General features: G+C 33.5%; 24 protein-coding genes, 2 tRNA genes and 1 pseudogene. 22 read left to right on the top strand and 5 right to left on the bottom strand.

The features are described from left to right. Window positions 1–78 precede the first annotated feature (78 nt). The 14 genes and pseudogenes from erpA (at window position 79) to GQ590_RS10065 (ending at window position 10,025) form a co-directional block, all read left to right on the top strand. Complete coding sequence (gene erpA, locus GQ590_RS10125) at window positions 79–417, top strand: iron-sulfur cluster insertion protein ErpA (protein ID WP_160408775.1); 339 nt, start codon at window positions 79–81, stop codon at window positions 415–417. Window positions 418–641: 224 nt separating this feature from the next. Continuing rightward, a tRNA-Leu gene (locus tag GQ590_RS10120) sits at window positions 642–729 on the top strand. 18 nt (window positions 730–747) lie between these two features. After that, a tRNA-Gly gene (locus tag GQ590_RS10115) sits at window positions 748–823 on the top strand. Between the two features lie 366 nt (window positions 824–1,189). Further along, window positions 1,190–2,167, top strand: coding sequence for an HlyD family secretion protein (locus GQ590_RS10110; protein WP_160408776.1), 978 nt, complete (start codon window positions 1,190–1,192; stop codon window positions 2,165–2,167). A 42-nt stretch (window positions 2,168–2,209) separates the two neighbouring features. Then, window positions 2,210–3,370: an ABC transporter permease gene (locus GQ590_RS10105; RefSeq protein WP_160408779.1), complete on the top strand. Its 1,161-nt coding sequence runs from the start codon at window positions 2,210–2,212 to the stop codon at window positions 3,368–3,370. Then, window positions 3,367–4,560: an ABC transporter permease gene (locus tag GQ590_RS10100; RefSeq protein WP_160408781.1), complete on the top strand. Its 1,194-nt coding sequence runs from the start codon at window positions 3,367–3,369 to the stop codon at window positions 4,558–4,560. The genes GQ590_RS10105 and GQ590_RS10100 overlap by 4 nt, the downstream gene beginning before the upstream one ends. Window positions 4,561–4,795: 235 nt before the next feature. Then, entirely contained in the window at window positions 4,796–5,515 is a 720-nt protein-coding gene (locus tag GQ590_RS10095) for an epoxyqueuosine reductase QueH (protein ID WP_160408783.1), read from the top strand. 201 nt (window positions 5,516–5,716) lie between these two features. Beyond that, entirely contained in the window at window positions 5,717–5,989 is a 273-nt protein-coding gene (locus GQ590_RS10090; RefSeq protein WP_160408785.1) for a CDP-alcohol phosphatidyltransferase family protein, read from the top strand. Beyond that, window positions 5,961–6,824 (top strand): annotated as a pseudogene (locus tag GQ590_RS10085) (class I SAM-dependent methyltransferase family protein); the annotation flags it as partial. The gene GQ590_RS10090 and the pseudogene GQ590_RS10085, both read left to right, overlap by 29 nt. A gap of 6 nt (window positions 6,825–6,830) precedes the next feature. After that, window positions 6,831–7,622: a phosphatase PAP2 family protein gene (locus GQ590_RS12350; protein WP_202112970.1), complete on the top strand. Its 792-nt coding sequence runs from the start codon at window positions 6,831–6,833 to the stop codon at window positions 7,620–7,622. A gap of 71 nt (window positions 7,623–7,693) precedes the next feature. Next, the gene (locus GQ590_RS12345) at window positions 7,694–8,164 is read left to right on the top strand and encodes a dual specificity protein phosphatase family protein (protein WP_202112969.1); all 471 of its coding nucleotides are present in this window, start codon (window positions 7,694–7,696) and stop codon (window positions 8,162–8,164) included. Beyond that, a complete protein-coding gene (locus tag GQ590_RS10075; RefSeq protein WP_160408789.1) occupies window positions 8,151–8,633 on the top strand; it encodes a hypothetical protein in 483 nt (160 codons plus the stop codon). The genes GQ590_RS12345 and GQ590_RS10075 overlap by 14 nt, the downstream gene beginning before the upstream one ends. Window positions 8,634–8,695: 62 nt before the next feature. Next, window positions 8,696–9,634: a phosphatidate cytidylyltransferase gene (locus GQ590_RS10070; protein ID WP_160408791.1), complete on the top strand. Its 939-nt coding sequence runs from the start codon at window positions 8,696–8,698 to the stop codon at window positions 9,632–9,634. 127 nt (window positions 9,635–9,761) lie between these two features. Beyond that, a complete protein-coding gene (locus tag GQ590_RS10065; protein WP_065558280.1) occupies window positions 9,762–10,025 on the top strand; it encodes an HPr family phosphocarrier protein in 264 nt (87 codons plus the stop codon). A gap of 120 nt (window positions 10,026–10,145) precedes the next feature. Here the strand turns inward: GQ590_RS10065 and GQ590_RS10060 are convergent, their stop codons facing one another. Then, entirely contained in the window at window positions 10,146–11,507 is a 1,362-nt protein-coding gene (locus GQ590_RS10060; RefSeq protein WP_160408793.1) for an APC family permease, read from the bottom strand. Window positions 11,508–11,824: 317 nt separating this feature from the next. Between GQ590_RS10060 and GQ590_RS10055 the strand changes: the two genes are divergently transcribed. The 3 genes from GQ590_RS10055 (at window position 11,825) to GQ590_RS10045 (ending at window position 14,140) form a co-directional block, all read left to right on the top strand. Next, window positions 11,825–12,370 (top strand): hypothetical protein, encoded by a 546-nt coding sequence (locus GQ590_RS10055; protein WP_091120889.1) that lies wholly within the window; start codon window positions 11,825–11,827, stop codon window positions 12,368–12,370. A gap of 499 nt (window positions 12,371–12,869) precedes the next feature. Further along, entirely contained in the window at window positions 12,870–13,202 is a 333-nt protein-coding gene (locus GQ590_RS10050; protein WP_160408795.1) for a multidrug efflux SMR transporter, read from the top strand. Between the two features lie 485 nt (window positions 13,203–13,687). Further along, a complete protein-coding gene (locus GQ590_RS10045) occupies window positions 13,688–14,140 on the top strand; it encodes a hypothetical protein (RefSeq protein WP_160422591.1) in 453 nt (150 codons plus the stop codon). A gap of 59 nt (window positions 14,141–14,199) precedes the next feature. On the opposite strand, the gene yccS is transcribed toward GQ590_RS10045, so the two are convergent. Next, on the bottom strand, window positions 14,200–16,362 hold the full coding sequence (yccS, locus tag GQ590_RS10040; protein ID WP_160408812.1) for a YccS family putative transporter: 2,163 nt from the start codon (window positions 16,360–16,362) through the stop codon (window positions 14,200–14,202). Window positions 16,363–16,758: 396 nt separating this feature from the next. Here yccS and GQ590_RS10035 point away from each other — a divergent pair, with 396 nt between their 5' ends. Continuing rightward, window positions 16,759–17,169, top strand: coding sequence for a hypothetical protein (locus GQ590_RS10035; RefSeq protein WP_160408799.1), 411 nt, complete (start codon window positions 16,759–16,761; stop codon window positions 17,167–17,169). A gap of 60 nt (window positions 17,170–17,229) precedes the next feature. Here the strand turns inward: GQ590_RS10035 and pgm are convergent, their stop codons facing one another. Both pgm and GQ590_RS10025 read right to left on the bottom strand, forming a co-directional pair. After that, a complete protein-coding gene (gene pgm / locus GQ590_RS10030) occupies window positions 17,230–18,867 on the bottom strand; it encodes a phosphoglucomutase (alpha-D-glucose-1,6-bisphosphate-dependent) (RefSeq protein WP_160408801.1) in 1,638 nt (545 codons plus the stop codon). Window positions 18,868–18,960: 93 nt separating this feature from the next. Continuing rightward, window positions 18,961–19,464, bottom strand: coding sequence for a hypothetical protein (locus GQ590_RS10025; RefSeq protein WP_065635649.1), 504 nt, complete (start codon window positions 19,462–19,464; stop codon window positions 18,961–18,963). A 373-nt stretch (window positions 19,465–19,837) separates the two neighbouring features. Between GQ590_RS10025 and GQ590_RS10020 the strand changes: the two genes are divergently transcribed. Then, window positions 19,838–20,335 carry a glycine zipper 2TM domain-containing protein gene (locus GQ590_RS10020; RefSeq protein WP_065635651.1) on the top strand — a complete coding sequence of 166 codons (498 nt, stop codon included), beginning with the start codon at window positions 19,838–19,840 and terminating at the stop codon, window positions 20,333–20,335. A 213-nt stretch (window positions 20,336–20,548) separates the two neighbouring features. Beyond that, a complete protein-coding gene (gene gloA / locus GQ590_RS10015; protein ID WP_160408803.1) occupies window positions 20,549–20,956 on the top strand; it encodes a lactoylglutathione lyase in 408 nt (135 codons plus the stop codon). Between the two features lie 51 nt (window positions 20,957–21,007). On the opposite strand, the gene gmk is transcribed toward gloA, so the two are convergent. Next, entirely contained in the window at window positions 21,008–21,637 is a 630-nt protein-coding gene (gmk, locus tag GQ590_RS10010; protein ID WP_160408805.1) for a guanylate kinase, read from the bottom strand. A 219-nt stretch (window positions 21,638–21,856) separates the two neighbouring features. On the opposite strand from gmk, the gene GQ590_RS10005 reads away from it, so the two are divergent. Together GQ590_RS10005 and GQ590_RS10000 are read left to right on the top strand one after the other, a co-directional pair. Then, window positions 21,857–22,552 carry an AzlC family ABC transporter permease gene (locus GQ590_RS10005; RefSeq protein WP_237397860.1) on the top strand — a complete coding sequence of 232 codons (696 nt, stop codon included), beginning with the start codon at window positions 21,857–21,859 and terminating at the stop codon, window positions 22,550–22,552. Beyond that, entirely contained in the window at window positions 22,549–22,872 is a 324-nt protein-coding gene (locus GQ590_RS10000) for an AzlD domain-containing protein (RefSeq protein ID WP_160408809.1), read from the top strand. The genes GQ590_RS10005 and GQ590_RS10000 overlap by 4 nt, the downstream gene beginning before the upstream one ends. Window positions 22,873–23,030: the final 158 nt, after the last annotated feature.

The following is a 23,030-nucleotide window of genomic DNA, read 5'->3' as shown; positions in this document are numbered from 1 at the left end:
TTTGATAGAGGTTTTCTATTTTGTATTTTCATTTAGCAAAGGTATATAATACAAAGATCACCATATTAGGAGAAGAACATGAGCGATGCTTTACCAATCAACTTTACTGATGCAGCCGCTAATAAAGTTAAGTCACTTGTCACTGAAGAAGAAAATCCAAACCTTAAATTAAGAGTTTACATTACAGGCGGGGGATGTAGTGGATTTCAGTACGGTTTTACCTTTGACGAAAAAGTAAACGAAGACGACTTAGCAATTGAAAAAAATGGCGTATCTCTGGTTATTGACCCAATGAGTTTGCAATATCTTGTTGGTGGTACAATCGATTATATTGAAGGTCTACAAGGCTCTCGCTTTGTGGTTGACAACCCTAACGCAACAACCACTTGCGGTTGTGGCTCATCGTTTAGTGTTTAATTTATAAAATTAGGCTTTAGCCTTTTATTAAAGGCTAACCATTTTTATAGTTAACAATAAATTCTATTTTTTAAACTTTTAAAGCAAAAGGTTAACAACCACACAAAATGTGACAAACATTGAGCAGTCAAACAAGAATTTGAATTTTTTTGTTGACGATAAATTTAAGATGAGTAAAATGCACAGCATTCAAAACGTAATTACTTCTTCGTAATTAGTTTTGAGCCCGGGTGGTGAAATCGGTAGACACAAGGGATTTAAAATCCCTCGGCCTTTTTGGCCGTGCGAGTTCAAGTCTCGCCCCGGGCACCACTAATAAACACCTCTCATGCGGGAATAGCTCAGTTGGTAGAGCACGACCTTGCCAAGGTCGGGGTCGCGAGTTCGAACCTCGTTTCCCGCTCCAATTCATTTTTTAACATATAAAATAACTACCATTAAAAGTTATCTTTAAATTCCATTAAGTTCTTTAAAATTCAAAAAAATAGCACTATTTCATGACTAAAATCATTTTTACTTTTATCATAAAAAATATTTTATTTTTTTACTGTGCTATTTTAGGTTTAGGGGAATTGTTACAGTTTAATGAGAAGCGATTTTAGATACAACACCTTATGCATTTTTATAGGATTATTGCAATCATGAGGTGTAAACAACTCGACGTTTTCCTACACATGATGGCATATTTTATTGCGTAATTTAATATTTGGCTTTATATTATGTCGCAATAATATCATTTTAGTTTTATTCTAATTATTTATAAGCTCAATTTATGCATAAAAAACGTCTTTCTTTGATTGTAGCAATCATTGCCGCTATTGCTATGGTTATTATTATCTATTTTGTTAATCAACCAAGTACCATTATATTACAGGGTGAAGTTGAATCTAACCGTGTTGATGTCGCCGCTAGAGTTCAAGGTCGAGTGATTCAATTTAACTATGATGTTGGGGATGATGTTAAAAAGGGTGATACTCTTCTTACTCTTTCAAGTCCTGCATTATTAGCTCAGCTTGCAACCGCTCAAGCGCAATTAAATGTGGCAATAGCAAGTCGCGATGCGACGTATAGTACTAGGCCTGAAACAATTGATGTACAAAAGGCTCAATTAGATAAAGCAAAATTGGATTTATCTTTATCTCAAGCTAGCTATGAGCGAATTAATCGTTTAGCCAAAAATGGAACGGTTTCAAAGCAAAATTATGATGAATCTTTTAATCAATACCAAGCAGCTATTAAAGCTTATGAAGCGGCTAAGGCTAATCTAGAGTTAGCCGAAAATGGCAGTAGCATAGAACAGAAAAAATTAGCTGATGCTCAAGTAGAACAATCAAAGGCTGCTTTAGAGCAAGTAAAAGCAGATGTTAACGAATTAACTTTGGTTGCTCCTATCAATGGCCAAATTACTACTCGAGTTGCTGAAACAGGGCAGCTATATAGCCCTGGTACTCCTCTTTATTCAATTATTGATTTAAACGATATTTGGTTTACTTTCAATATTCGTGAAGATTTATTAGGCAATCTTAAAGTCGGCGATACGTTTCAGGTAAATGTTCCTGCATTAAATAATCAAGTTATTGATGTTAAAGTTACGGTATTAAATGCTTTAGGGCAATATGCTAATTGGCAAGCGACTAAGGCAACAGGTGACTTTGATCTAAAAACCTTTGAAATGCGTGCAAAACCAATTAATAAAGTGACAGGTCTCCGTCCAGGAATGAGTGTTACCACAAAATGGCAATCTCATTAGCATAATTAATCTGGTGATCTTACACAAAAGGAAACGGCATTCATGTCTATTTCGCTATTACAAGTGATTAGATGGGAACTGAGTAAATTAGTGAAACAACGATTTTTGTTTTTACTGGTTTTTATCTACCCTTTATTATTTATTTTTTTATTTCTTTATATGTACTATGCTGGCGTTATTACGCAGGTACCTATTGCTGTTGTTGATCAAGATACAACCAAATCATCACGCTTATTAATTCAACAAGTAGCTGCTTCACCACAATTGCAGGTAGCTAAACGTTATCAAGATCTTTCTTCAGCTAAACATGCGTTGATTAAAGGGGATGTTTATGCTGTGCTTTTTATTCAGCCTAAGTTTGAAAAAGATCTTATAGCCGGTCGTCAACCTGAAGTTGTTGCTTTTTATAATAATCAATATATGTCTGCTGGTACTATTATTTTTCGGGCTATGAGCACCGCATTAAAAACAGCTAATAGCCAAATCGTATTGCAGGGATTATTAGAAAAAGGGATTGCTTCACCTGTTGCTCAAAGCCAAATGCAAATAGTTCCAACAAATTTACATCCATTATTTAATCCAACATTAAATTACTTATATACATTAATGAGTGGTTTAATTCCTACTATTTTGCAGATTATTATTATGATTGCAATGGTTACTAGTATTACTCGCGATCGCTTTGATGGAACAAGCTATCAAAAAACATTACAATTAGCTAATTACAATATTTTTACTTTCTTAGTAGGGCGCATTACACCTTATTTTATCTATTTTTTATTTTGTCTAATTTTATTTGATAGCATTTTAATTGCCTATTTTAACCTACCACTAAATGGATATTTGATATTGCTTATATTTGGGGATATAGGTTTTATCTTGACATCATGTTTATATGGGATTTTTTTTGGTTTAACAGGTTCAACATTAGCACAGGCATATGGCACTGCAAGTTTAGTTGCCTCGCCTAGTTTTGGTTTTACAGGACTTATTTTCCCTCGTATTGCCATGAATACTTTTGCTTATGTTTGGGGAGCTTTATTACCTGTGACATGGTATATACAGATTCGCCTTGATCAAACACTTAGATCTCCGAATATGATGACTTCATTAGAGCCTTTTGTTTATTTACTGATTCAATTCAGTGTTGTGTTAATGCTTATTATGCTTCATTTACGAAAAATCCGTAGGCGGTTAATATGATTAAGTCTTTACTATTAATTTCCTATGATGAGTTAAAGCGGATATTTCAAACCAAAGCGATACTTAGCGTTATGTTTTTGGGGATATTTATTTATTTCTTTTTTTATCCGCAACCTTATTTACATGAAGCAATACGCGATGTTCCTATTGCCGTTATCGACCAAGATAATACCAATTATAGCCGAGAGCTAATTAGGCAGATTGATGCAAATAAGTCTATTGAAACAGACTTACACATTGCGGATTTACAGACAGCTAAAAAACTGATTGAAGAACGTAAAATATATGGTGCAGTGTTGATCCCTTATCGTTTTCAACAACATATTTTAGCAGGAAAAACGAGCACCATTTTATATTATGGCGATGCTAGTTATATTTTGATTTATAGTAATGTGGCAACGGCTATTAATACGGTAGCTAGTAATTTTGGTGCTAAAATTTCAATTTCACGCAAAATAGCTCAAGGCATTGATCCAGCCGTTGCAACCAGTAATGTTTCGCCTTTTAGTACTCAGCTGATTAGTTTATTTAATCCACAATCTGGTTATGCAACTTACATTATTCCCGCCGCCTTTATTTTAATTTTATATCAAACACTGCTTATTGGTAGCATATTATGCCGTCTATTTAGCAAAAATTCTGATTTTGAAACAGCATTTATTAATCAACAAAATAATGCTACATCTTCAGCACTATTGCTACTTTCAGGTAAATTGTTGACTTATTTAGTACTTTATTTGAACTATTTTATTATCTATACTGTCTTTGCTAACTATTGGTATAACTTACCACGTTTAGGGAATATCTTCGTTTCCTTGTCGTTTATTATTCCTTTCATTTTTTCTACGGCGTTATTGGGTAAAGTGATATCGTATTTTGTTCATACGGTTAGTGATGTTTTTTGTTTAATTATACCGTTAAGTATGATTATATTTTTTGTTACCGGACTATCTTGGCCAAAAGAGTTGATGCCTTCGTTGTTCCACTTAATTGGTTATATATTTCCTGCAGTACCAGCTATTGTTGGCTCTGTAAAAATCAATCAAATGGGTGCAAATTTTTCTGAATTTAGTCAGCAATATTGGCATTTGTGGATATTGACTATTGTCTATTTTCTTATTGCCTTTATTTTAGAAAGACGTTGTATCAAGAAGATGATTGTCACGGAAGTTAGAAAAGACAATCAATAATAGTTATCAACGTAACTTGAAAATACTATATACATAGCCTTTAATGGCTATGTATAATTGATTATTGTATTTATTTTGGAATTTGTGGGTAATAACCTAAATATTTTAAAATGAGTTTGGATAAATAATGATAAGTATAAAAGTGTTGTGTTGATCTTGAACGTTGAATAGTATCGCTATATTATAGCTAACCATAAAGACTTTATTCACTAAAATAACAAATAATTGAGTCCTCATGTTAATTAATGCTAAAACTATTCTTGATAAATTAAACCCACACAATAAAGTAAATTACGATTCTGTTTTAAAAGAGCTGATTGCTGATTGGCAATCGGCAGCTATTCGCCCTAAACTGTTAATTCATAGTTGCTGTGCTCCTTGTAGTACCTATGTTTTAGAGTATTTAGCACAGTATGCTGATATTACAATCTATTTTGCTAATTCTAATATTCATCCTCGTGTTGAATATGAATATCGTAGTGTGGTGCAACAAAAGTTTATTACTGATTTTAATCAAAAAACAGGCAATAACGTTCAGTTTTTAGAAGCTCCTTATCAGCCTGCTGAGTTTATTAAGCAAGTTGAACATTTACGTGATGCTCCAGAAGGAGGGGAACGGTGCCATCTCTGTTATAAAATGCGTTTAGATTTGGCAGCTATTAAAGCGCAAGAGCTAGGCTTTGACTATTTCGCCAGTGCATTAACATTAAGTCCTAAAAAAAATAGCCAAAAAATTAATGAACTAGGATTAGAAATTCAAGAAATTTTTTCGGTCAATTATCTGCCTTCTGATTTCAAAAAGAATAATGGTTATAAACGCTCTATCGAGCTTTGTAAAGAGTATGATGTTTATCGGCAGTGTTATTGTGGTTGTATTTTTGCCGCTAAAGCACAAGGTGTTGATTTAAAAAATGTGATAAAAATCGCTAAACAAGGATTAGCTAAAGAAATTTAAACAAGGATTTCCTGTGTTATCAATTTATCAATTAAAGCCGAAGTTTCAAGCACGACTACGTCCTTATGTTGATCGTCTTTATAAGGCTAATATTACTGCTAATCAAGTAACCTTGGTTACCTGTTTGGGTTCTATTATGATTGCTTTTATTGTTGGAATATTGGCATCATATCAATGGATTTTTTTCTTATTCCAATATAGATGTTTATCCGTATGGCACTCAATGCGATTGATGGTATGCTAGCGAGAGAGTATAACCAAAAATCAAATTTAGGTGCTTATTTAAATGAAATTTGTGATGTCATTTCTAACTGCGCGCTGTTACTCATTTTTACACAACTTCACGAAATAAATAGTAATTTAGTGATTTTTGTGGTTTTACTATCTATTTTAACGGAATATAGTGGCATTTTAGGTGTTATGATTGGCGCGTCAAGGCGATATAATTGGTTATACAAGACAAGAAGCAGATAATTTAGCCTTACCGCCATCAGGTTGGATTAAACCTTTATATTGGAAATTTATTAAAGCTAGTTTAGCATACGCTAGCCGACTTTCAGATGGGATAAAATTGGGCATGACAATGGGCTTTGATTCGGGAAGCTCATTGGATTATGTCTATCGTAATGAACCTTCTGGCACCTCAAAACTAGGTCGCTTTTTAGATTACATTTACTTACAATCTATTGGGTGGCGAGGTATCCGTCAACGAAAAACACATCTTGAAGAACTGTTAAAACTCGCTATCAATCAACTTCACGAACAAAATAAGCCTGTCGATATTGTTGATATTGCCGCAGGGCATGGCCGTTATATTTTAGAAACGATAAGCCAAATTGCTAATAAACCCAATTCGGTACTATTACGAGATTATAGTGATATTAACATACAAGATGGTCAAGCATTAATAGAAGAAAAAGGATTAACTGATATAGCCCGCTTTGAAAAAGGCGATGCTTTTAATCGTGAACAGCTAGCTCAATTATCACCACAACCAACATTAGCTGTTGTTTCAGGGTTATATGAATTATTTAGTGATAACCAGTTACTGCGTGAATCTTTGTCAGGTCTAGCTGATTCAATCGCTGAAGGTGGCTATTTAATTTATACTAACCAACCTTGGCACCCACAGCTTGAATTTATAGCAAGAGCATTAACATCACATAGAGATGGACAACCTTGGATTATGCGCAGACGTACCCAACTTGAAATGGATCAACTTGTCGCAGATGTTGGGTTTAAAAAGATCACTATGCGTATTGATCAGTGGGGGATTTTTACCGTATCACTGGCTCAACGAATTAAATAATAAAGAATGTATGAGTTAAAATATTGCTTTAATAAGCTAACTGCTTATAAGTTAGCATGGTTAGTTGGTTTAACCGTTTTCTTTTTTACTAGCTATAATTTTGCTAATGAACTTACCGCGATACGAAGTGATGTAGGTAGTTTAGTTTTTGAATGGGAACGCTCAATACCTTTATGGCCTTGGACTATCATACCTTATTGGTCAATAGATCTTATGTATGGATTAGCTATTTTGTTGGCTAGTTCTTATCCTACTCTTAAAAGGCTTGGTTTTAGACTTTTATCTGCTCAGATTATTTGTATTTTTTGTTTTTTAATCTTTCCGCTTAAATTTAGTTTTGAGCGCCCGTCATTAGACGGTTTTTCTGGGATATTGTTTGCTGTTTTAATGGGATTTGATAAGCCATTTAATCAAGCACCTTCATTACACATCACATTACTTATCATTTTATGGCAGTTTTATGTTAATTATTTACATACCAAGCTTGCTCGTTATATTTTGCATGTTTGGTGCCTCTTAATAGGCGTGTCAGTATTAACAACTTGGCAACACCATTTTTTTGATATTCCAACTGGATTATGGGTTGGTTGTTTTTGTATTTGGTTATGGCCAAATAACAACTTATCGCCATTAAAAAATAGACAATTAGCTAAACACTATGTTTGGGCTAGTATCTATTTTATATTATTTTTGTTATCTTTAAGTTTAGCAATCTACTTTAGTGGATGGTGGCTTTGGTTGCTGTGGCTTTCAGGCTCTTTCTTATTGGTTTGTGCCAATTATTTATTGGTGCAATAGGATTTCAAAAGCAGACTAACGGACGTTTTAATCTTGCTACTACGATTTTATATCTACCTTATTTTATAATCATGTGGATCAATTCACGGTTATGGACATTTAAAAATAAGCCAGCCGATTTAATTTATGATAATGTTTATTTAGGACAGATACCCTCAAAAAGTACATTACCAAAAAATTCTTATTCCTCGATTGTTGATCTATGTGCTGAATTACCTATAGGACATGTTTTTGGTAATTATTGCTCAATTCCAGTGTTAGACATGACACCACTAACTATTGAACAGTGTCAGCAAGCGTCTAAAATGATAGAGCAGTGTCATAAACAAGGGAATGTATTAGTATGTTGTGCGTTAGGTTATTCACGCAGCGCTACAGCAGTAATTGCTTGGCTATTACTAACAAAAAGGGCTTCGAGTCTTGATGATGCTATTACGAAAGTCAAGTCAAGCCGTCATTCAGTCGTTATTACAACTAAGCAACGTTTAATTTTGTCAGATCTTTTCTACAAATTCCAAAAGGAAACCTATGCTAAGCTCTAACGAAACAAAATCACCTAAAATTACCAATCAAACTGCACTGGTGACATTTTGTAGCTTATTGGCAATAAGTAAGCAATTTTATATTTTTTCATTAGCTATAACGATAATAACATTAAGTTTTGGATTGATAGCAAGTTGGTGGATAGGTTCATTGCTATGTGTTATTGGCTGTCTTATCGGTTTTGGGATAGGATTAATAAACAAATATTATGCGCTGCGTATTGAATTTGATAAAAAGCTGTTTGAATATTTAGCCATTAATGTTGACCTGTTACCAAATAAGTTAATCGAATTAGATGAAGCATTACAGCAATTAAATTTAATTAACACCAATCAATTCCCTACAAGATCGATTATTGAACGTCAAAAGGGAACAATAAAATTATTAAAAAAACAAATTTTTTGGTTTATTTTACAAATACTACTATTAGTTGGAATATTAATCAGTGGAATGATTCGTTTTGGTTAAATGGTATCAATGCAGAATTGATTTAAATGTATTGCGCTGCAAATATAATTAAGGGGGGAACAATGTCTGATTATCAACGTGATACTTTATTATTGTTTGCAGGTATAGGTGTATTACTCGTTATTGCGTCAATAATAGGTTTACAACTAAAAAAACGAATAAAAAGCCCAAATAGTGTTATTGATAATTTAAATACTCGCATTAATTCATGGTGGGTAATGGTAGCAATCATAGGTATTGCATTTTTATTAGGTAAATTGGCAGTTATTTTTCTATTTTTCCTAGCATCCGCTATTGCCTTGCGAGAATTTCTTACTTTAACTTCAGCTAATCGTTATGATAATTATGCATTAATATTTTCTTATCTTATTGCTTTACCTTTACAATATATTTTAGTGGCTGTGTCGTGGTACGGGCTATTTAGTATTTTTATTCCTGTTTATGGCTTTTTGTTATTAGCCATTTTAGCAGCAATCACAGGCTCAACGCATAATTTTCTAGAAAGAACAGCTGAAGTGCAATGGGGATTAATGATTACTGTTTATAGTATTTCTTGCGTGCCAGCATTATTAGCATTAAACATTGAACATTACCAAGATCGTAATTTACTTTTGATTGCTCTTTTAGTTTTAGTTGTTGAACTTTCAGATGTTTTACAATATGTTTTTGGTAAATTATTTGGTAAACATCCTATTAGCCCAAATTTGTCACCATCAAAAACGATTGAAGGTTTTATTGGTGGAGTATTATCGGCAAGTTTGATTGGTGCGTGTTTATTTTGGATAACACCTTTTACTTTTATTCAATCAGGCTTGATTTCACTGATGATTATTTTACTTGGATTTTTGGGCGGACTAGTCATGTCAGCAATAAAACGAGATAAAGGTATCAAAGATTGGGGGAAACTCATTGGTGGGCACGGTGGTGTGCTTGACCGTTTAGACTCTATCTGCTTTGCTGCACCCGTTTTTTTTCATATTGTGCGATATTATTGGTCATAACTTGTCTAAAATGCCAGTAATTAAAAGTATTGTATAAAAATCATAACTAAAAAAGAGAAAAATGATTTAATTTATGATATAAATACAGGCATTGTATTAACGTTAAGATATAAATAAGGACTTTATTATGTTAAAAGAACAAATGGTAGTAAAAAATTCAACTGGTCTTCATGCTCGCCCTGTTACGGCACTAGTTAAATTAGCTGGTCGTTATAAATCATCAATTGAACTTGTTTATAATGATAAAGCAATCAAATTAAAAAGCATGATGGGTTTACTTGGTGCTGGCGTTAAAGGTGGTTCAACTGTTGAAATCATCTGTGATGGTGAAGATGAACAAGCAGCAATGGATGAAATCCGTGAATTATTCGCTACTGGTTTTGGTGAGTAATTATAATATTAGCTTAGCTAATAATTATTTTTTATTTGATTCCGTCGACTCAGGTCGACGGAATTTTTTTAAAAGGCGTAACTAGATACTTTTAAGTAGACCTAATTTAAAAAGATCAAATTAATCTTTAATAATCGAATTTAGCTCTTTATGATCAATCGACGGTAATAAGTGAGTAAATCCTCGGGTAAGATAAAGCAAATAAATAAACCCAATTGCTAACCAAACTAAACCAACAATCATTGCTGTTGCGTCAAGGCTTGTCCACAACCACAGTGAAAGTAAAACGCCAATTGCAGGTAATAGTCCGTACTTAAATAACGTTGATGCTGTTTTTGCATTATTGCCACCAAGGTAGCTTTTAATCACACATAAATTGACAAAAGTAAAAGCCACTAATGCGCCAAAGCTTATCATTGATACCACTAAACTAAGATCTAATACTAATGACAGCAATGAAAAGCAAGCAACAAAGATAATTGATAAATAAGGCGTTCTAAAGCGTGGGTGAATTTTATAAAAAATCTGTTTAGGTAGCACCCCTTCACGTCCCATTGCATAAAAAATCCGTGACACGCTAGTTTGCGCAGTCATTGCTGATGCAAAAACTCCCGTTAAGTAGGATGCTTGGAAGAAATTATACATAAAATCACCGCCTAATTGGCTAATTTTACCAACTTGACGAACCACTTCTAAACTTGCAGTATCTTTATTATCAGCAAAATCAGCCCACATTGGGTAAGCTAAGTGAGCACAATAAGAAACCACTAAAAAAATACAACCCGCAATTAACACAGTCCATATAATAGCTTTAGGTAATGATTTTTGTGCATCATTAGACTCTTCGGCTAGGGTTGCAATGGCATCAAAACCCAAAAAAGCAAGACACAATATTGCTGCTCCTGACATTAAACCACTAAAATCGCTGGCATTAACTTGCAATGGTTTCATCATTGCTTCAGGAGTTAAATCCACATTAGTTAAACTCAAAAATATAAATAACCCGATAAAAACCATTTGTACAATGATTAAGGTAAAGTTTACTGAATTAATCAGTTTTATACCAAGGTAATTTAAAAAGCTAACACTAATAAGCGAACCCAAAACAAAAACATAAGCAGGAATGCTTGGAAATGCTTCGTTAAGATAAATACCTAAAACCAAATAATTTAATATTGGCAAAAATAGGTAATCAAGGATTTGTGCCCAACCCACCAAAAAACCAACTTTTCCACCAAAAGTACGTTGTACATAAGAATAAGCAGAACCAGCAATAGGTAGCTTATTTGCCATACGACAATAGCTTAATGCAGTGAAAAAAATCATGGCAAGGGTGATGATATAGGCTATAGGTAAGTGTCCATTACTGGCAACAGTGACTTCCCCATAAGTGGTAAAGATCCCTAAAGGAACCATATAAGCTAAACCAAATGCAATTAATGCAGGTGTGGTTAAAACTCGTTTCATTTTTATTGCGGACATGACTTACTTTGCTCCTCTGTCCCAAAAAACAATAAAAAACTACTAAGTATAGTTTTGCCTTTTTACCCGCTTAAAGCGGCAGGGAATTCTGACATATTATGATAATTATGCAAGTTAATTTTAATTATGTTGACATTAAATTATGCAAATTATGGAGTTAATAACTTAATATGAACTAATTATAATCAAACCCTAGTAAAGTAAAAAATTTCCACTAATTCAATGTCAATTTGTATTTTAAAATAAATAATATTTTAGGGAAAAGTTAGAGTTATAAAACAGTAAATACAGTTTTAAGGTAAAAGGAAAATCAAAAAATGAAAAAAATCATTTTGTTATTAATTATTTGTTTAGTTTTGACAACTTGTAATAAAGCACCATTAGAAAAAATATTAAATGATATTGAAGAAAATTCTATTAAAACTATCAAGTTAACTGATTATACTGATTTTAAATGGGATGAAGTGTGGTTAATAAGTGGCAATATCAGCGGATATTATTTAAAGTTTATGCGTGATCAAGGTATTGATGTCAAAAAAGTTCAGTATTCTGATACCAATACTGATTTTGGAATATATCAGGAACATTCTGACACAATCGTGTATGTTTATAATAAAAAAGTTGTTTATTATGAGTTTCCTCCAGATAACAGAGATAGAGAGTTTTATTCTTTAGCTCCCGTTGTACCATATGCACTTCTTGATTTGAAATTACCATTGGGACAAATTATTATTCTTTCAAATAAAAATTCTGAATGTGAAGTAAACCACAAAGAATTAATCCCCCTTAAACCAATTAAAATATATGAAAATATGGATGCAGAATTAAGATGTAGGGATAATTTAAGAAATTACTGTAAATAACGTGAGAAATTCCTACATTTAATTTTAGAATGGCAACACATTTTCAAACAAAAAATGATAGAGGTGGGCATTGTCTAATATTTTGGCGAGGATCGTACTGCTCGCTTTTTAGATTATATTTTTGTAAAAAATATTCAGGATTCTATACCGTCTGGAGATAAAAAATAAAAAAGTACTACTAAGTGCCTTATTCTAGGTATAATGATGGTTATTATATAGATTTAGTGGTTCTATTTTGGTATATGATTTGTGTTTATTTATTGATAATTAATAAGTTATTTTTAAAGTAGAAGCCTAAACTATCATAAAGATCTTCCATTTTAAACTTTAAACGTTAATAGCTATCTATCTTTACCTTTCGATCATAATTAATGATATCAAAATAAGGCAACAAAATATTGTTTTTATCTATTAACATTTATATAGAGATTGATTGTTCTGAAATTTTAACCTACATTTGGGGTAGTTGGTTTTTTATTTAACGATTATAGGCATTAATATGAACTCATATTTATTACTTTTTTTTGCAATTATTTGTGAAGTTATTGCAACTTCTTCATTGAAACTATCCGATGGATTTACTAATCTTATCTATTCCATCATTACTATTGTGGGTTATAGTTCCTCGTTCTATTTACTTTCATTAGCGTTAAAAACCATTCCTGTAGGTATTGCTTATGCTATCTGGTCTGGAATTGGAATAGTGTTAATAAGCTTAATTGCATGGATTTTTCTAAAACAAACTTTAGACTTCGCTGCTTTAGTTGGGATGGGGTTTATTATGTTTGGTGTTGTGATTATTAATTTATTTTCAAAAGTATCAGGGCATTGATTAATAAAGTTACCTTCATAATTAGCTTATAGACGCTGCTTTAAAATTTAATTGTATAAAAAAACATAAAGTTATTTGCAATTCATGATTGAAATAGACTTTTAAAAACGCATAAAGCATTGAAGCTTTTGTTCCCTTAACCAATCAGAATGATCGTTATAAAACGATTAGCTGTGGAATTAACCATCTGATTAAAATAGAAAATCCATTGAAGATAAATTAGGACAGCAAGCTAAAGGCGATAACAAAACCTATCTGGGTGAAATACTACAGGTGACACCAAAGATTTCCCTTTGCTTGAAACGCAAACTAGAGAATATTTTTTTTGCTGTATTTGTATGATTTTTTAGGTTTTTTTACATAAACATGGTGCGTTCCTAAAAGTTTTTGACAAAAATGAGGTAGTCTTAGTTGGCTTGATTGTAATCAAAAAATAATGTGCTAGTATTTACATGTGTCTAACCTTTTTAATATAAAAAATTTGTATGATAGATTTTAAGTTACGTTCCTTGGAAGAAGATATGGAGGGACTAATTTTTGAGTTCGCTATCCCCCCTTTTAAAGGTGATGTCAGGAGTGAGACGTCAAAATATCTAGCAGAAAACGCATTTGGTTTTATTGAAAGCATTATATACAATAATGTACCTAACTATCAAAACTATGGACATTGGGGGATAACTGAAGTTAATAAAGAGCAGTGGTTCTTAATAAAATCGGCATTAATCAAACTTAAACAGAAGGTCGATAAATCTGCAAAACTAATCGAACTGAAAAATGATTTATTTGATTTTAAATTTATCTTTGATGATGACTTGCAAGAGGTGACAAAGAATTTTTCTAAATATAAATCTTTTTTTTCACAAATGATTAGTGACTTTATAACATGGATTGATGAAAATATTCACAAACACGGTTCGATTTATATTTTGGGCATATAATATTTTACCTAATAAATAATAGTATTGTTATAGATCTAGCTATTTGGTTTAATATCTATCTAATTTTTTATTACTATTTTATTTTCTAATTCACTAGCAAGCATTGTTACCTCAGGCAAAATATCCAAAATCAAAGCCAATTGTTGCATAACTAACAGATCATTATTGGCTTTATCGTCATCTACTGAATTGGTTGAAATAGTTTCAATATAATCGATAACTGACTTTTTAACGGGTTGATATTCGCTGTCGATCTTCTTATCGCATAGAAGATTAATAATATAGACTGACAAATCATCAAATAGCTCGAAAGTCTGTTTTGAAAGCGGTTTATCGCGATGTGCACCTAAAGTCGAAAGATAACTAATCAACGTATGATTAAGCGTTAACAGACGAAATCCCTTATCAATAACAACAGGGTTCATATGAGGTTCTTTAGTCATCAAACTAATTAATGACGACAAATCGGCATTACTATCATGCGCTGCTCGCCTTGCTAAACGGTACATTACATCATTCGTTTTACCAGTCAGATATTGACGACCAATTAACGCCAAATAATGGCTATCATCATGACAAACACGATCAACAAGTTTAGGCAAATTTCTAAACTGCCAATCAGGCCAAATAAAGCTCACAGCAAACCAAGCAATAAAACAACCAATTAACGTTGCAATAATGCGTGAAGCCGCTACGGCAATACTGCTTTCACCAATCAAACTAAAACTAAAAAATACCAGCAACGTAATAAACGCAGTTGCATAAGCGTATTGCGAATTTTTAAATAGAAAAAATAGCCAGCCAGTAATAATAATTAATACCAACTGCTCAGGTATACTTGGAAATAAAAATGTTAACGGAATTCCCACAATAATCCCTAAAATTGTCCCAATTACGCGTAATTTTAAGCGGTGTTTTGTGGTGGAATAGTTTGGTTGGCATACAAATAAGCTAGTTAAAATAATCCAATATCCATGAGACAAATCAGAAACATAAATCACCATATACCCGACAAAAAATACAGCACACATACGAATTGCATGGCGAAATAGTGCTGACTTAACGGTCAAGTTACTTCTAATTTTAATAAAAATATCATGGAAACGAGTTAACTCTTCATCAATCAACTGATTATCTTCTTGCTCTTTTGATAGATGTTGTTCGGTATCAATATTGGCAAGTAACAGATCGATTGACAACAAATTTTGATACAAACTTTTTAGAGCCTTAACCATTAGCATATTGGCATTGTCGCTAGTGTGATACTGATTAATTGCTTCTTCAAGATACGAAAAATAGCGCGAAAATAGTGGATCATGCTGATAAGTTTGATTTAACTTAATTGTCATTGCCAACTGAGCACAAGCTTTTGCTTGCAAATTTAAAATACGCGCAAATCGAAATAAAATATCGCTATGTTTAAAATGCACACTTAACGCTTGATAATGTCCATGCGCTGAACTGGCACGCTCATGAATGTCTTGCGCAACAAAATAATAGCTGAGTAACTTTCTAATATAAACCTGTCCACGGTAGCTTTTTAACCGATTAAACAATGAACGCTTAGCGTTATTAAATGCGCTAATAAGTTGATTATTAGCATTATTTAATTGCAATATTTGTTTTTTAAATCCATCAGACTCATCAGGATCGAACATAGCCGCTTTAGCATCAAGATATTGTGCCAAATGAATAAAACATAGTGACAGTGATTGTTGGGTTGTACGAATGGGTTGAATGATCGATTCAATTAACGAAACAATATTATACCAAAATGCCCCAAGTAATAAAAAACAAGGTAGCGTATAATTATCAGTAAATAAATTATGCCCAAGCATGGTATAGGCAGCAATCAAAAGTGATCCGAAGGCAATCACACTGTAACGTTGCCCAAGCGAACCAAGCATAATAAACATAAATGTTGACGAAACCAAACCAACAATAAACAAAGCGGGATAATCAAATAACAACTCGACCGAAAAAGTCGCAATAGCAAAACAGATCAGAGTAAGGACTAAATTAATACAGCGGCTTAATAAACGGGTGTCGATCTCAGTCAAACCAGCAGCCACAACACCAAGTGTAAGTGGAATAACAAGCGATGTTTGTCCTAAATACCAAGGAACCAACGTCGATCCAGCTAAGCTAATTAGCATACGAAGACTAAAAAGAAGATTACTGCTATAAAAGACTTTACGTAAAGACAAAATAAATGTGTGCACGGTATATTGGGTTTGGTGTAAGTTCAAATAAGGCTACTAGAATACTATATTGCATAAATTAGGGAAAGAGCCTAGGAAAGTTGTTTGTATTTTAGATGTTATTGATTAATATTAATCATTCCACCAAAGGTTAAAATATCTGTAATCTGATATCATATTTTAATTAAAAAATTCACTTATTTTTATAACTGAATTATTTCTGTCTTTATGTTTCTCTAAATTTATTTATATTATTTATATTTTTTATATTTCTTTACAAAAAATTGTTAAAAAACTAGCTAATTATTTTTTAAAAGGTTATACTTCTATTGCAACAGGAAAGTAAGCTTATTAAATAAGCGAATAATTATACAAAATGGAATAAAAATCAAGTTATTACTTGATAGGTGGACTACAATGCATTATTATTTTAGGCACAAGCACTGGCAAACCAATGTCTTAAATTTATCAAATAATCTTATTCGACGAGTTTCTGCACGAAACTTATTTATATCTTCGAAATTATCTCTCAACGTATTATCGAAATTATCTCCCAAATCACCTAAAACAGCTTTGCTAGTATTAGCACTGTTATTATTGTCATCGTCATGGAATGTACAGGCAAATGGTAAAAAGGTTCGTGCGGGTAATCGTAGTGATGCAATAATAATGCTGTCGCCAGTTATCGATTATGCAAGGCCGAATCTATATTATGGTCGGCATGACGTGCATTGGGATGGCTTAAAGGACTTTGGAGGTCCACCAGACATATGGGATCCTGAGCGTGGTTTCTTAATTATTGATTTTATTTATTTTTTGTATTTTTAGTAAAATCCCTACATAAAAAAACAGCAGCCAAATAGCTGCTGTTTCTTGTACCTTTTACTATTATTTAATTGCTTTAGCCACAATTTGTTCGGCTTCTTGCTGTAGTGTATTTAAATGTTCGTTGCTTATAAAGCTTTCTGCATAGATTTTGTAAGCATCTTCTGTTCCCGACGGGCGAGCGGCAAACCAGCCGTTTTGGGTTATCACTTTAAGCCCACCAATTGCAGCGTTGTTAGCTGGTGCAGTGGTTAGGCATTGGGTGATTTTTTCACCTGCTAAGTTGTCGGTGGTTAGTTGGCTAGCATCAAGTTTGGCTAGTTTTTGTTTTTCATTAAACGAGGCCGGTGCTTGAATTCGTCCATAATAAGAAACGCCAAATTTTGCTTCAAGTTCTTGATATTGCTCTTGTGGGTTTTTGCCCACTTTTGCAGTCATTTCGGCAGCAAGTAGGCATAGGATTATGCCGTCTTTGTCGGTTGTCCAAACTTTGCCGTTGGTTCTTAAAAACGATGCGCCAGCGCTTTCTTCGCCGGCAAAGCCGAGTTTGCCGTTGTATAGCCCATCAGCATACCATTTAAAACCAACAGGGTATTCTAGGTATTGTTTGTTTAAGCTATTTGCTACGCGGTCGATCATCGAGCTTGTAACTAGTGTTTTTCCAATAGCGATATCTTTGTGCCATTGTGGGCGGTTTTGGAATAGGTAATTGACACAAGTTGATAGGTAAGCATTTGGGTTCATTAGCCCCTTTGGCGTTACAATGCCGTGGCGGTCAAAGTCGGTATCGTTACCAAAAGCTAAATCAAATTGATCTTTTAATGTTAACAATCCCGCCATTGCCCAGCGGCTTGAGCAGTCCATTCGAATGATTTCATCATGATCGAGGTGCATAAAGCTGAATGTTGGGTCGACTTTGTTGTTAACAATGTTAAGATTAATACCATATTTTTCGGCAATTCTAGGCCAATAAGTAATACCTGCACCACCAAGTGGGTCAACACCAATTTTTAGCGATGATGATTTGATCAGCGCTAGATCTAAGATGTTTTCAAGGTCGTTGATGTAGTCGGTCTCGTACTCTTTGCTATGAACGTAATTTGAATTTATAGCCTTGTCTAAGGTGACACGTTTTACACCATTGAGTTTATTTTTTAGTAATTCATTGGCACGGTTTTCAATTTGTTTGGTGATGTCGGTATCCGCAGGACCGCCATTAGTTGGATTATATTTTATTCCGCCATCTTCTGGTGGATTATGCGATGGAGTAATGACAATACCGTCGGCTAGTTGGGCTTGTTTACCTTGGTTGTAGGTTAAAATAGCATGCGATATTACAGGCGTTGGTGTATAGCCCCAATCTTTTGCGATAACAACGGTTTGCTCGTTGGCAACAAAAACTTCAAGTACTGATTTTAATGCAAGTTCTGATAGGGCATGAGTGTCTTGACCAATAAAGCATGGCCCTGTGATATTGTTGGTTTTGCGATATTCGGCAATAGCTTGTGCAACGGCTAATATGTGTGCTTCGTTGAATGTGCCTTTGTTTGAACTGCCTCGATGGCCCGATGTGCCAAATATGACTAGTTGGCTAGCGTTATCCGTATCAGGTTGAATTTGGTAGTAGCTATTGCGTAATGTTTCAACGTTAATGAGATCTGATGGTTGAGCTAACATTCCTGCGCGGTTTTGCTTGGCCATTTTTTTATCCTCTTTCATAAAATAGTCATTTTATAATAGCTAAAATGTGATCAGGTTCGTGTTGTCATGTTTTAGCTTTATTTGTTTATCCTGTTAAGGCAAGAAAGCGTTAGTAACTTGGTTTATCATGGTTTCAGATATGCCCATGTCACTCATTATTGATTCTATAATATACTGCTTTCTAGCAGTGTTGGTATTGCTAATTACCCAATAAGGTGTGCCAATGATTTCGCGGGGTTTGGTGTTTTTACCTGATGCTTCAAGAGCGAGTTTATCTTTGGCTAGGTATTGCCTTTTACTACCATGCAATGATGTTGCAGCAATGGCAAAAAGTGCTGGGTTATAGTTATATAATGCACTAAGCAATAATATAAAACGGCTGATAATGGATTTTTCGCTTATAAAGGTGTCGCTAGTTAATAAATCATTAAAAATAGGATAGTGATTTTCTTTTTTGACGATGGTGTTTTGTTTTGCCAAGGTTGATTGGTTTATGTTTAATAAACGTCGTAATATACTTGATGCATCTTCGCCAATGTGTTTGGTTTGACCAGCAATAAATTGGTATAATTCTTCGTCGATTTCTATCGTTTTCATTGTGTTACTTGTGCCTATTAAATTATTTTACGGGACATCCTAAAGCAGGAATTTTGTTAAGATGTGAATCATTAGCCGATTCATTATTTAAACAATCATTTGATGGTTGTTTAAATTCAACCCTCTCAATTTTTGAGAAGCTTGATTTACATCGTGACAAGCCGTTATCATAACCGATAATATTAATTGAAAAAATAACCGTTTCATATATTCATTGTACGCTCAATAAACTATTGCGCTGAGTATAACCTAACTTAAGCATAAATTGTATTGGCTATTGATAAAATAATGAAAATGCTATTGTCGTTTTTTCTTAATAAGATTATTCTAAACAAGGTATAATAATAAGATACCGATATTATATGAGGAATTAATTATGAAAAAAATCGTCACACTAACTATTTTAGCTGCAATTTTATCTGGATGTAGCAATAGTGATATCTATTCTGGCGATGTTTATACAGCTGATCAAGCCAAACAAGTTCAGCAAGTGAGTTATGGTACAGTTGTTTCAGTACGACCTGTTAAAATTCAAGCTAATAACACAAACGGTAAAAACGAAAATATCGTAGGTAGCTTAGGTGGTGCTGTTTTAGGTGGTGTTTTAGGTAATACTGTTGGTAATGGTTCTGGTCGAGTATTAGCGACAGCAACCGGTGCTATTGGCGGTGCAATTTTGGGTGATGTAATTCAAGATAAAACTAGCCAAGCAAGTGCTGTTGAGCTAGAAATCAAACAAGAAAATGGATCAAATATTGTGCTTGTACAAAAAGGTTCAGCTAAAGATTTTTTTGCAGGTCAGGCAGTTCGTTTAGTTACTAATGGTAAGCAAATTAGTGCTTCTCCACGTTATAGCAATCAATCAAGATAACCGCCAATCAAAATAATAAATCAAAAGATAACACTTAATTTTGCTCACTTTGATAGTGAGCAAAATAGTTATTTAGGTATATGGTATTAGCTTTTTATTAATCATCATAAAATATCCAATCAATAACAAAAATTTGCCTGCTTAAGCACTAATGTATAAACTCAACAAAAATTTTATTTATTCTATTAAAGCTATTAAAGGAACAGTAAGCCGATGCGTATTTTGCATACTATGATTCGAGTTGGTGATTTGCAACGTTCGATCGATTTTTATACCCGTGTAATGGGCATGCGAGTGCTAAGAACCAGTGAAAACACACAATATAAATATTCATTAGCCTTTGTTGGTTATGGCGATGAGACAACAAGCTCAGTGATTGAGTTAACTTATAATTGGGATACCGATGAATATGATCATGGAACGGCGTTTGGTCATATTGCCATTGGCGTTGATGATGTAGCAAAAATGTGTGATGCGGTTAAGCAAGCAGGAGGCAAAGTAACACGCGAAGCAGGACCTGTAAAAGGTGGCTCAACGATCATTGCTTTTGTTGAAGATCCTGATGGCTATAAATTAGAGTTGATTCAAAACGATCAGGCTGATAAAGCTTTAGGAAATTAAAGGCTTTTTTATAATATCGCCGATTAATATTTCGGCGATATTATTGGCGTTTTAATTAAAATCACTATCCAATAAATCTTTTAATAATTGCGAATTAATGATAGTCTGTTTTGCCTGCTCTAAGCTAGCAGCAGTAATAATTGTGCTTAAGGCATTTAATGAAGTATCAAAATCATCATTGATAATGACATAGTCATATTCGTCATAATGCGAAATTTCGGCTTGTGCTTTTTGCATTCTTTTAGCTATGACGCTGCTGTTGTCTTGCCCGCGTTTTATTAGGCGGTTTTCTAATTCTTTTAGTGAAGGCGGTAATATAAAGATGCTTTTTGCTTGAGGCATTTTTTGGCGTACTTGCCTTGCACCCTGCCAATCAATATCTAAAAACACATTAATTCCTTGTAATAGGCTTTGTTCTATTTCAGCTTTAGATGTGCCGTAATAGTGGTCAAATACGTTGGCATATTCTACAAATGAGTTTTTATCAATTAAGGATTCAAAGTGCTTGTGATCCACAAAATAATAATGTTCGCCATGTGATTCACCTGGTCGTGGCTGGCGAGTTGTATGTGAAATTGATACTTTTGCTTGTTGTGGATTTTGGTTTAAATAAGCTCGAATAAGGCTTGATTTTCCTGCACCACTTGGTGCTGAGATAATAAATAAAGTTCCTGTATACATAGATATGTTTGCCACGTTAGTTGCTATTGAGTTATTTTGTTATCATTAATGTAAGTTAGGCGATATTATAGCAAAATTTGACAAAAGATTGCGGTTTATTGTGGGTTAATTGGGAATTTAATACTTAATATTTAGGTTATTCAAGAGCTGTATTATCGGTTTGCAATATCTAAAATATTAATTTATAAAATCACATATTATTATCGTTAAGGAATGATTATGTCTTTGGCTTTTAAAGATGGTGTTTGTGCTTGTATTCCAACTTTATTAGGTTACATTGGTATTGGCATTGCTGCAGGTGTTGTAGGGAAGTCAGCAAATTTATCCGTACTTGAAATCACATTATTGGCGATTATTGTTTATGCCGGTACAGCACAGTTTATTATTGCAGGTTTGATGATGGTGGCTACGCCTGTTTCAGCCATTATTTTTACGGTTTTTTTAGTTAACTCTCGTCATTTTTTAATGAGTATGGCAACGGCACCTGCTTTTCGTAAATTTTCATTCTTTAATAATATAGCTATTGGTAGCTTATTAACTGATGAAAGTTTTGCCGTTGTCATGGGTGCTATAACCAATAAAGTGCCCGTTAATGCCGCTTGGATGCATGGGCTTAATGTAACGGCTTATTTGGCTTGGATTGTATCTTGTTTTTTAGGTGCAGTCATTGGTGAATGGCTGCCCGATCCTAACTTATTTGGTTTTGATTACGCCTTGGTTGCCATGTTTATTGGTTTACTTTATTTGCAATTAATTGGTGATAAAAGTAAAAGCCTTAAAAATCGACTATTAGTGATGTTAACCGTTGCTCTTATGCTGATTTTATTAATGCGCTTTGTGTCACCTGAAATGGCAATTTTAATTAGCACTTTTGGTGGTTGTTTTATGGGAATGGCTATGGAGCGTGATGCGTGACAATTTATAGTTTATTAATTATTTTAGGTTGTGGTTTAGTCACTTGGTTGCCAAGAGTGATTCCTTTTATGCTGGTTCGAAAGTTGCAATTACCGAATGTGGTAATTCGTTTTTTGTCGTATGTGCCTTTGTGTATTTTAACAGCGCTATTTGTGCAAAATTTATTTGTGGTAAAAGAGGGGCAGTTTCCTGATTTTCACGTAGAATATTGCTTGGCATCTATTCCAACTGTTATTGTCGCAGTAGTCACTAAAAACTTAATGTGTATTGTGGTTGCAGGTATGTGTTTTATGGCGTTGATTCGTTATTTTATTATGTAATTTGAATTTATTGATAAATTGCTCTGGCTAATTTTTTATTGTTTGTTAAAACAAAAACAGGGCAATTGCCCTGTCAGATTGATGACAAAGAACTCGCTTTTTGGCGAGTTCTTTGATCTAATAGAGAAGAGTCCATTATTAAAAGGAATTCTTCGATG

Source organism: Gilliamella sp. Lep-s35 (assembly GCF_009795845.1).
Classification (GTDB): Bacteria; Pseudomonadota; Gammaproteobacteria; order Enterobacterales; family Orbaceae; genus Gilliamella.
This window is presented reverse-complemented; position numbering and strand designations above follow the sequence as displayed.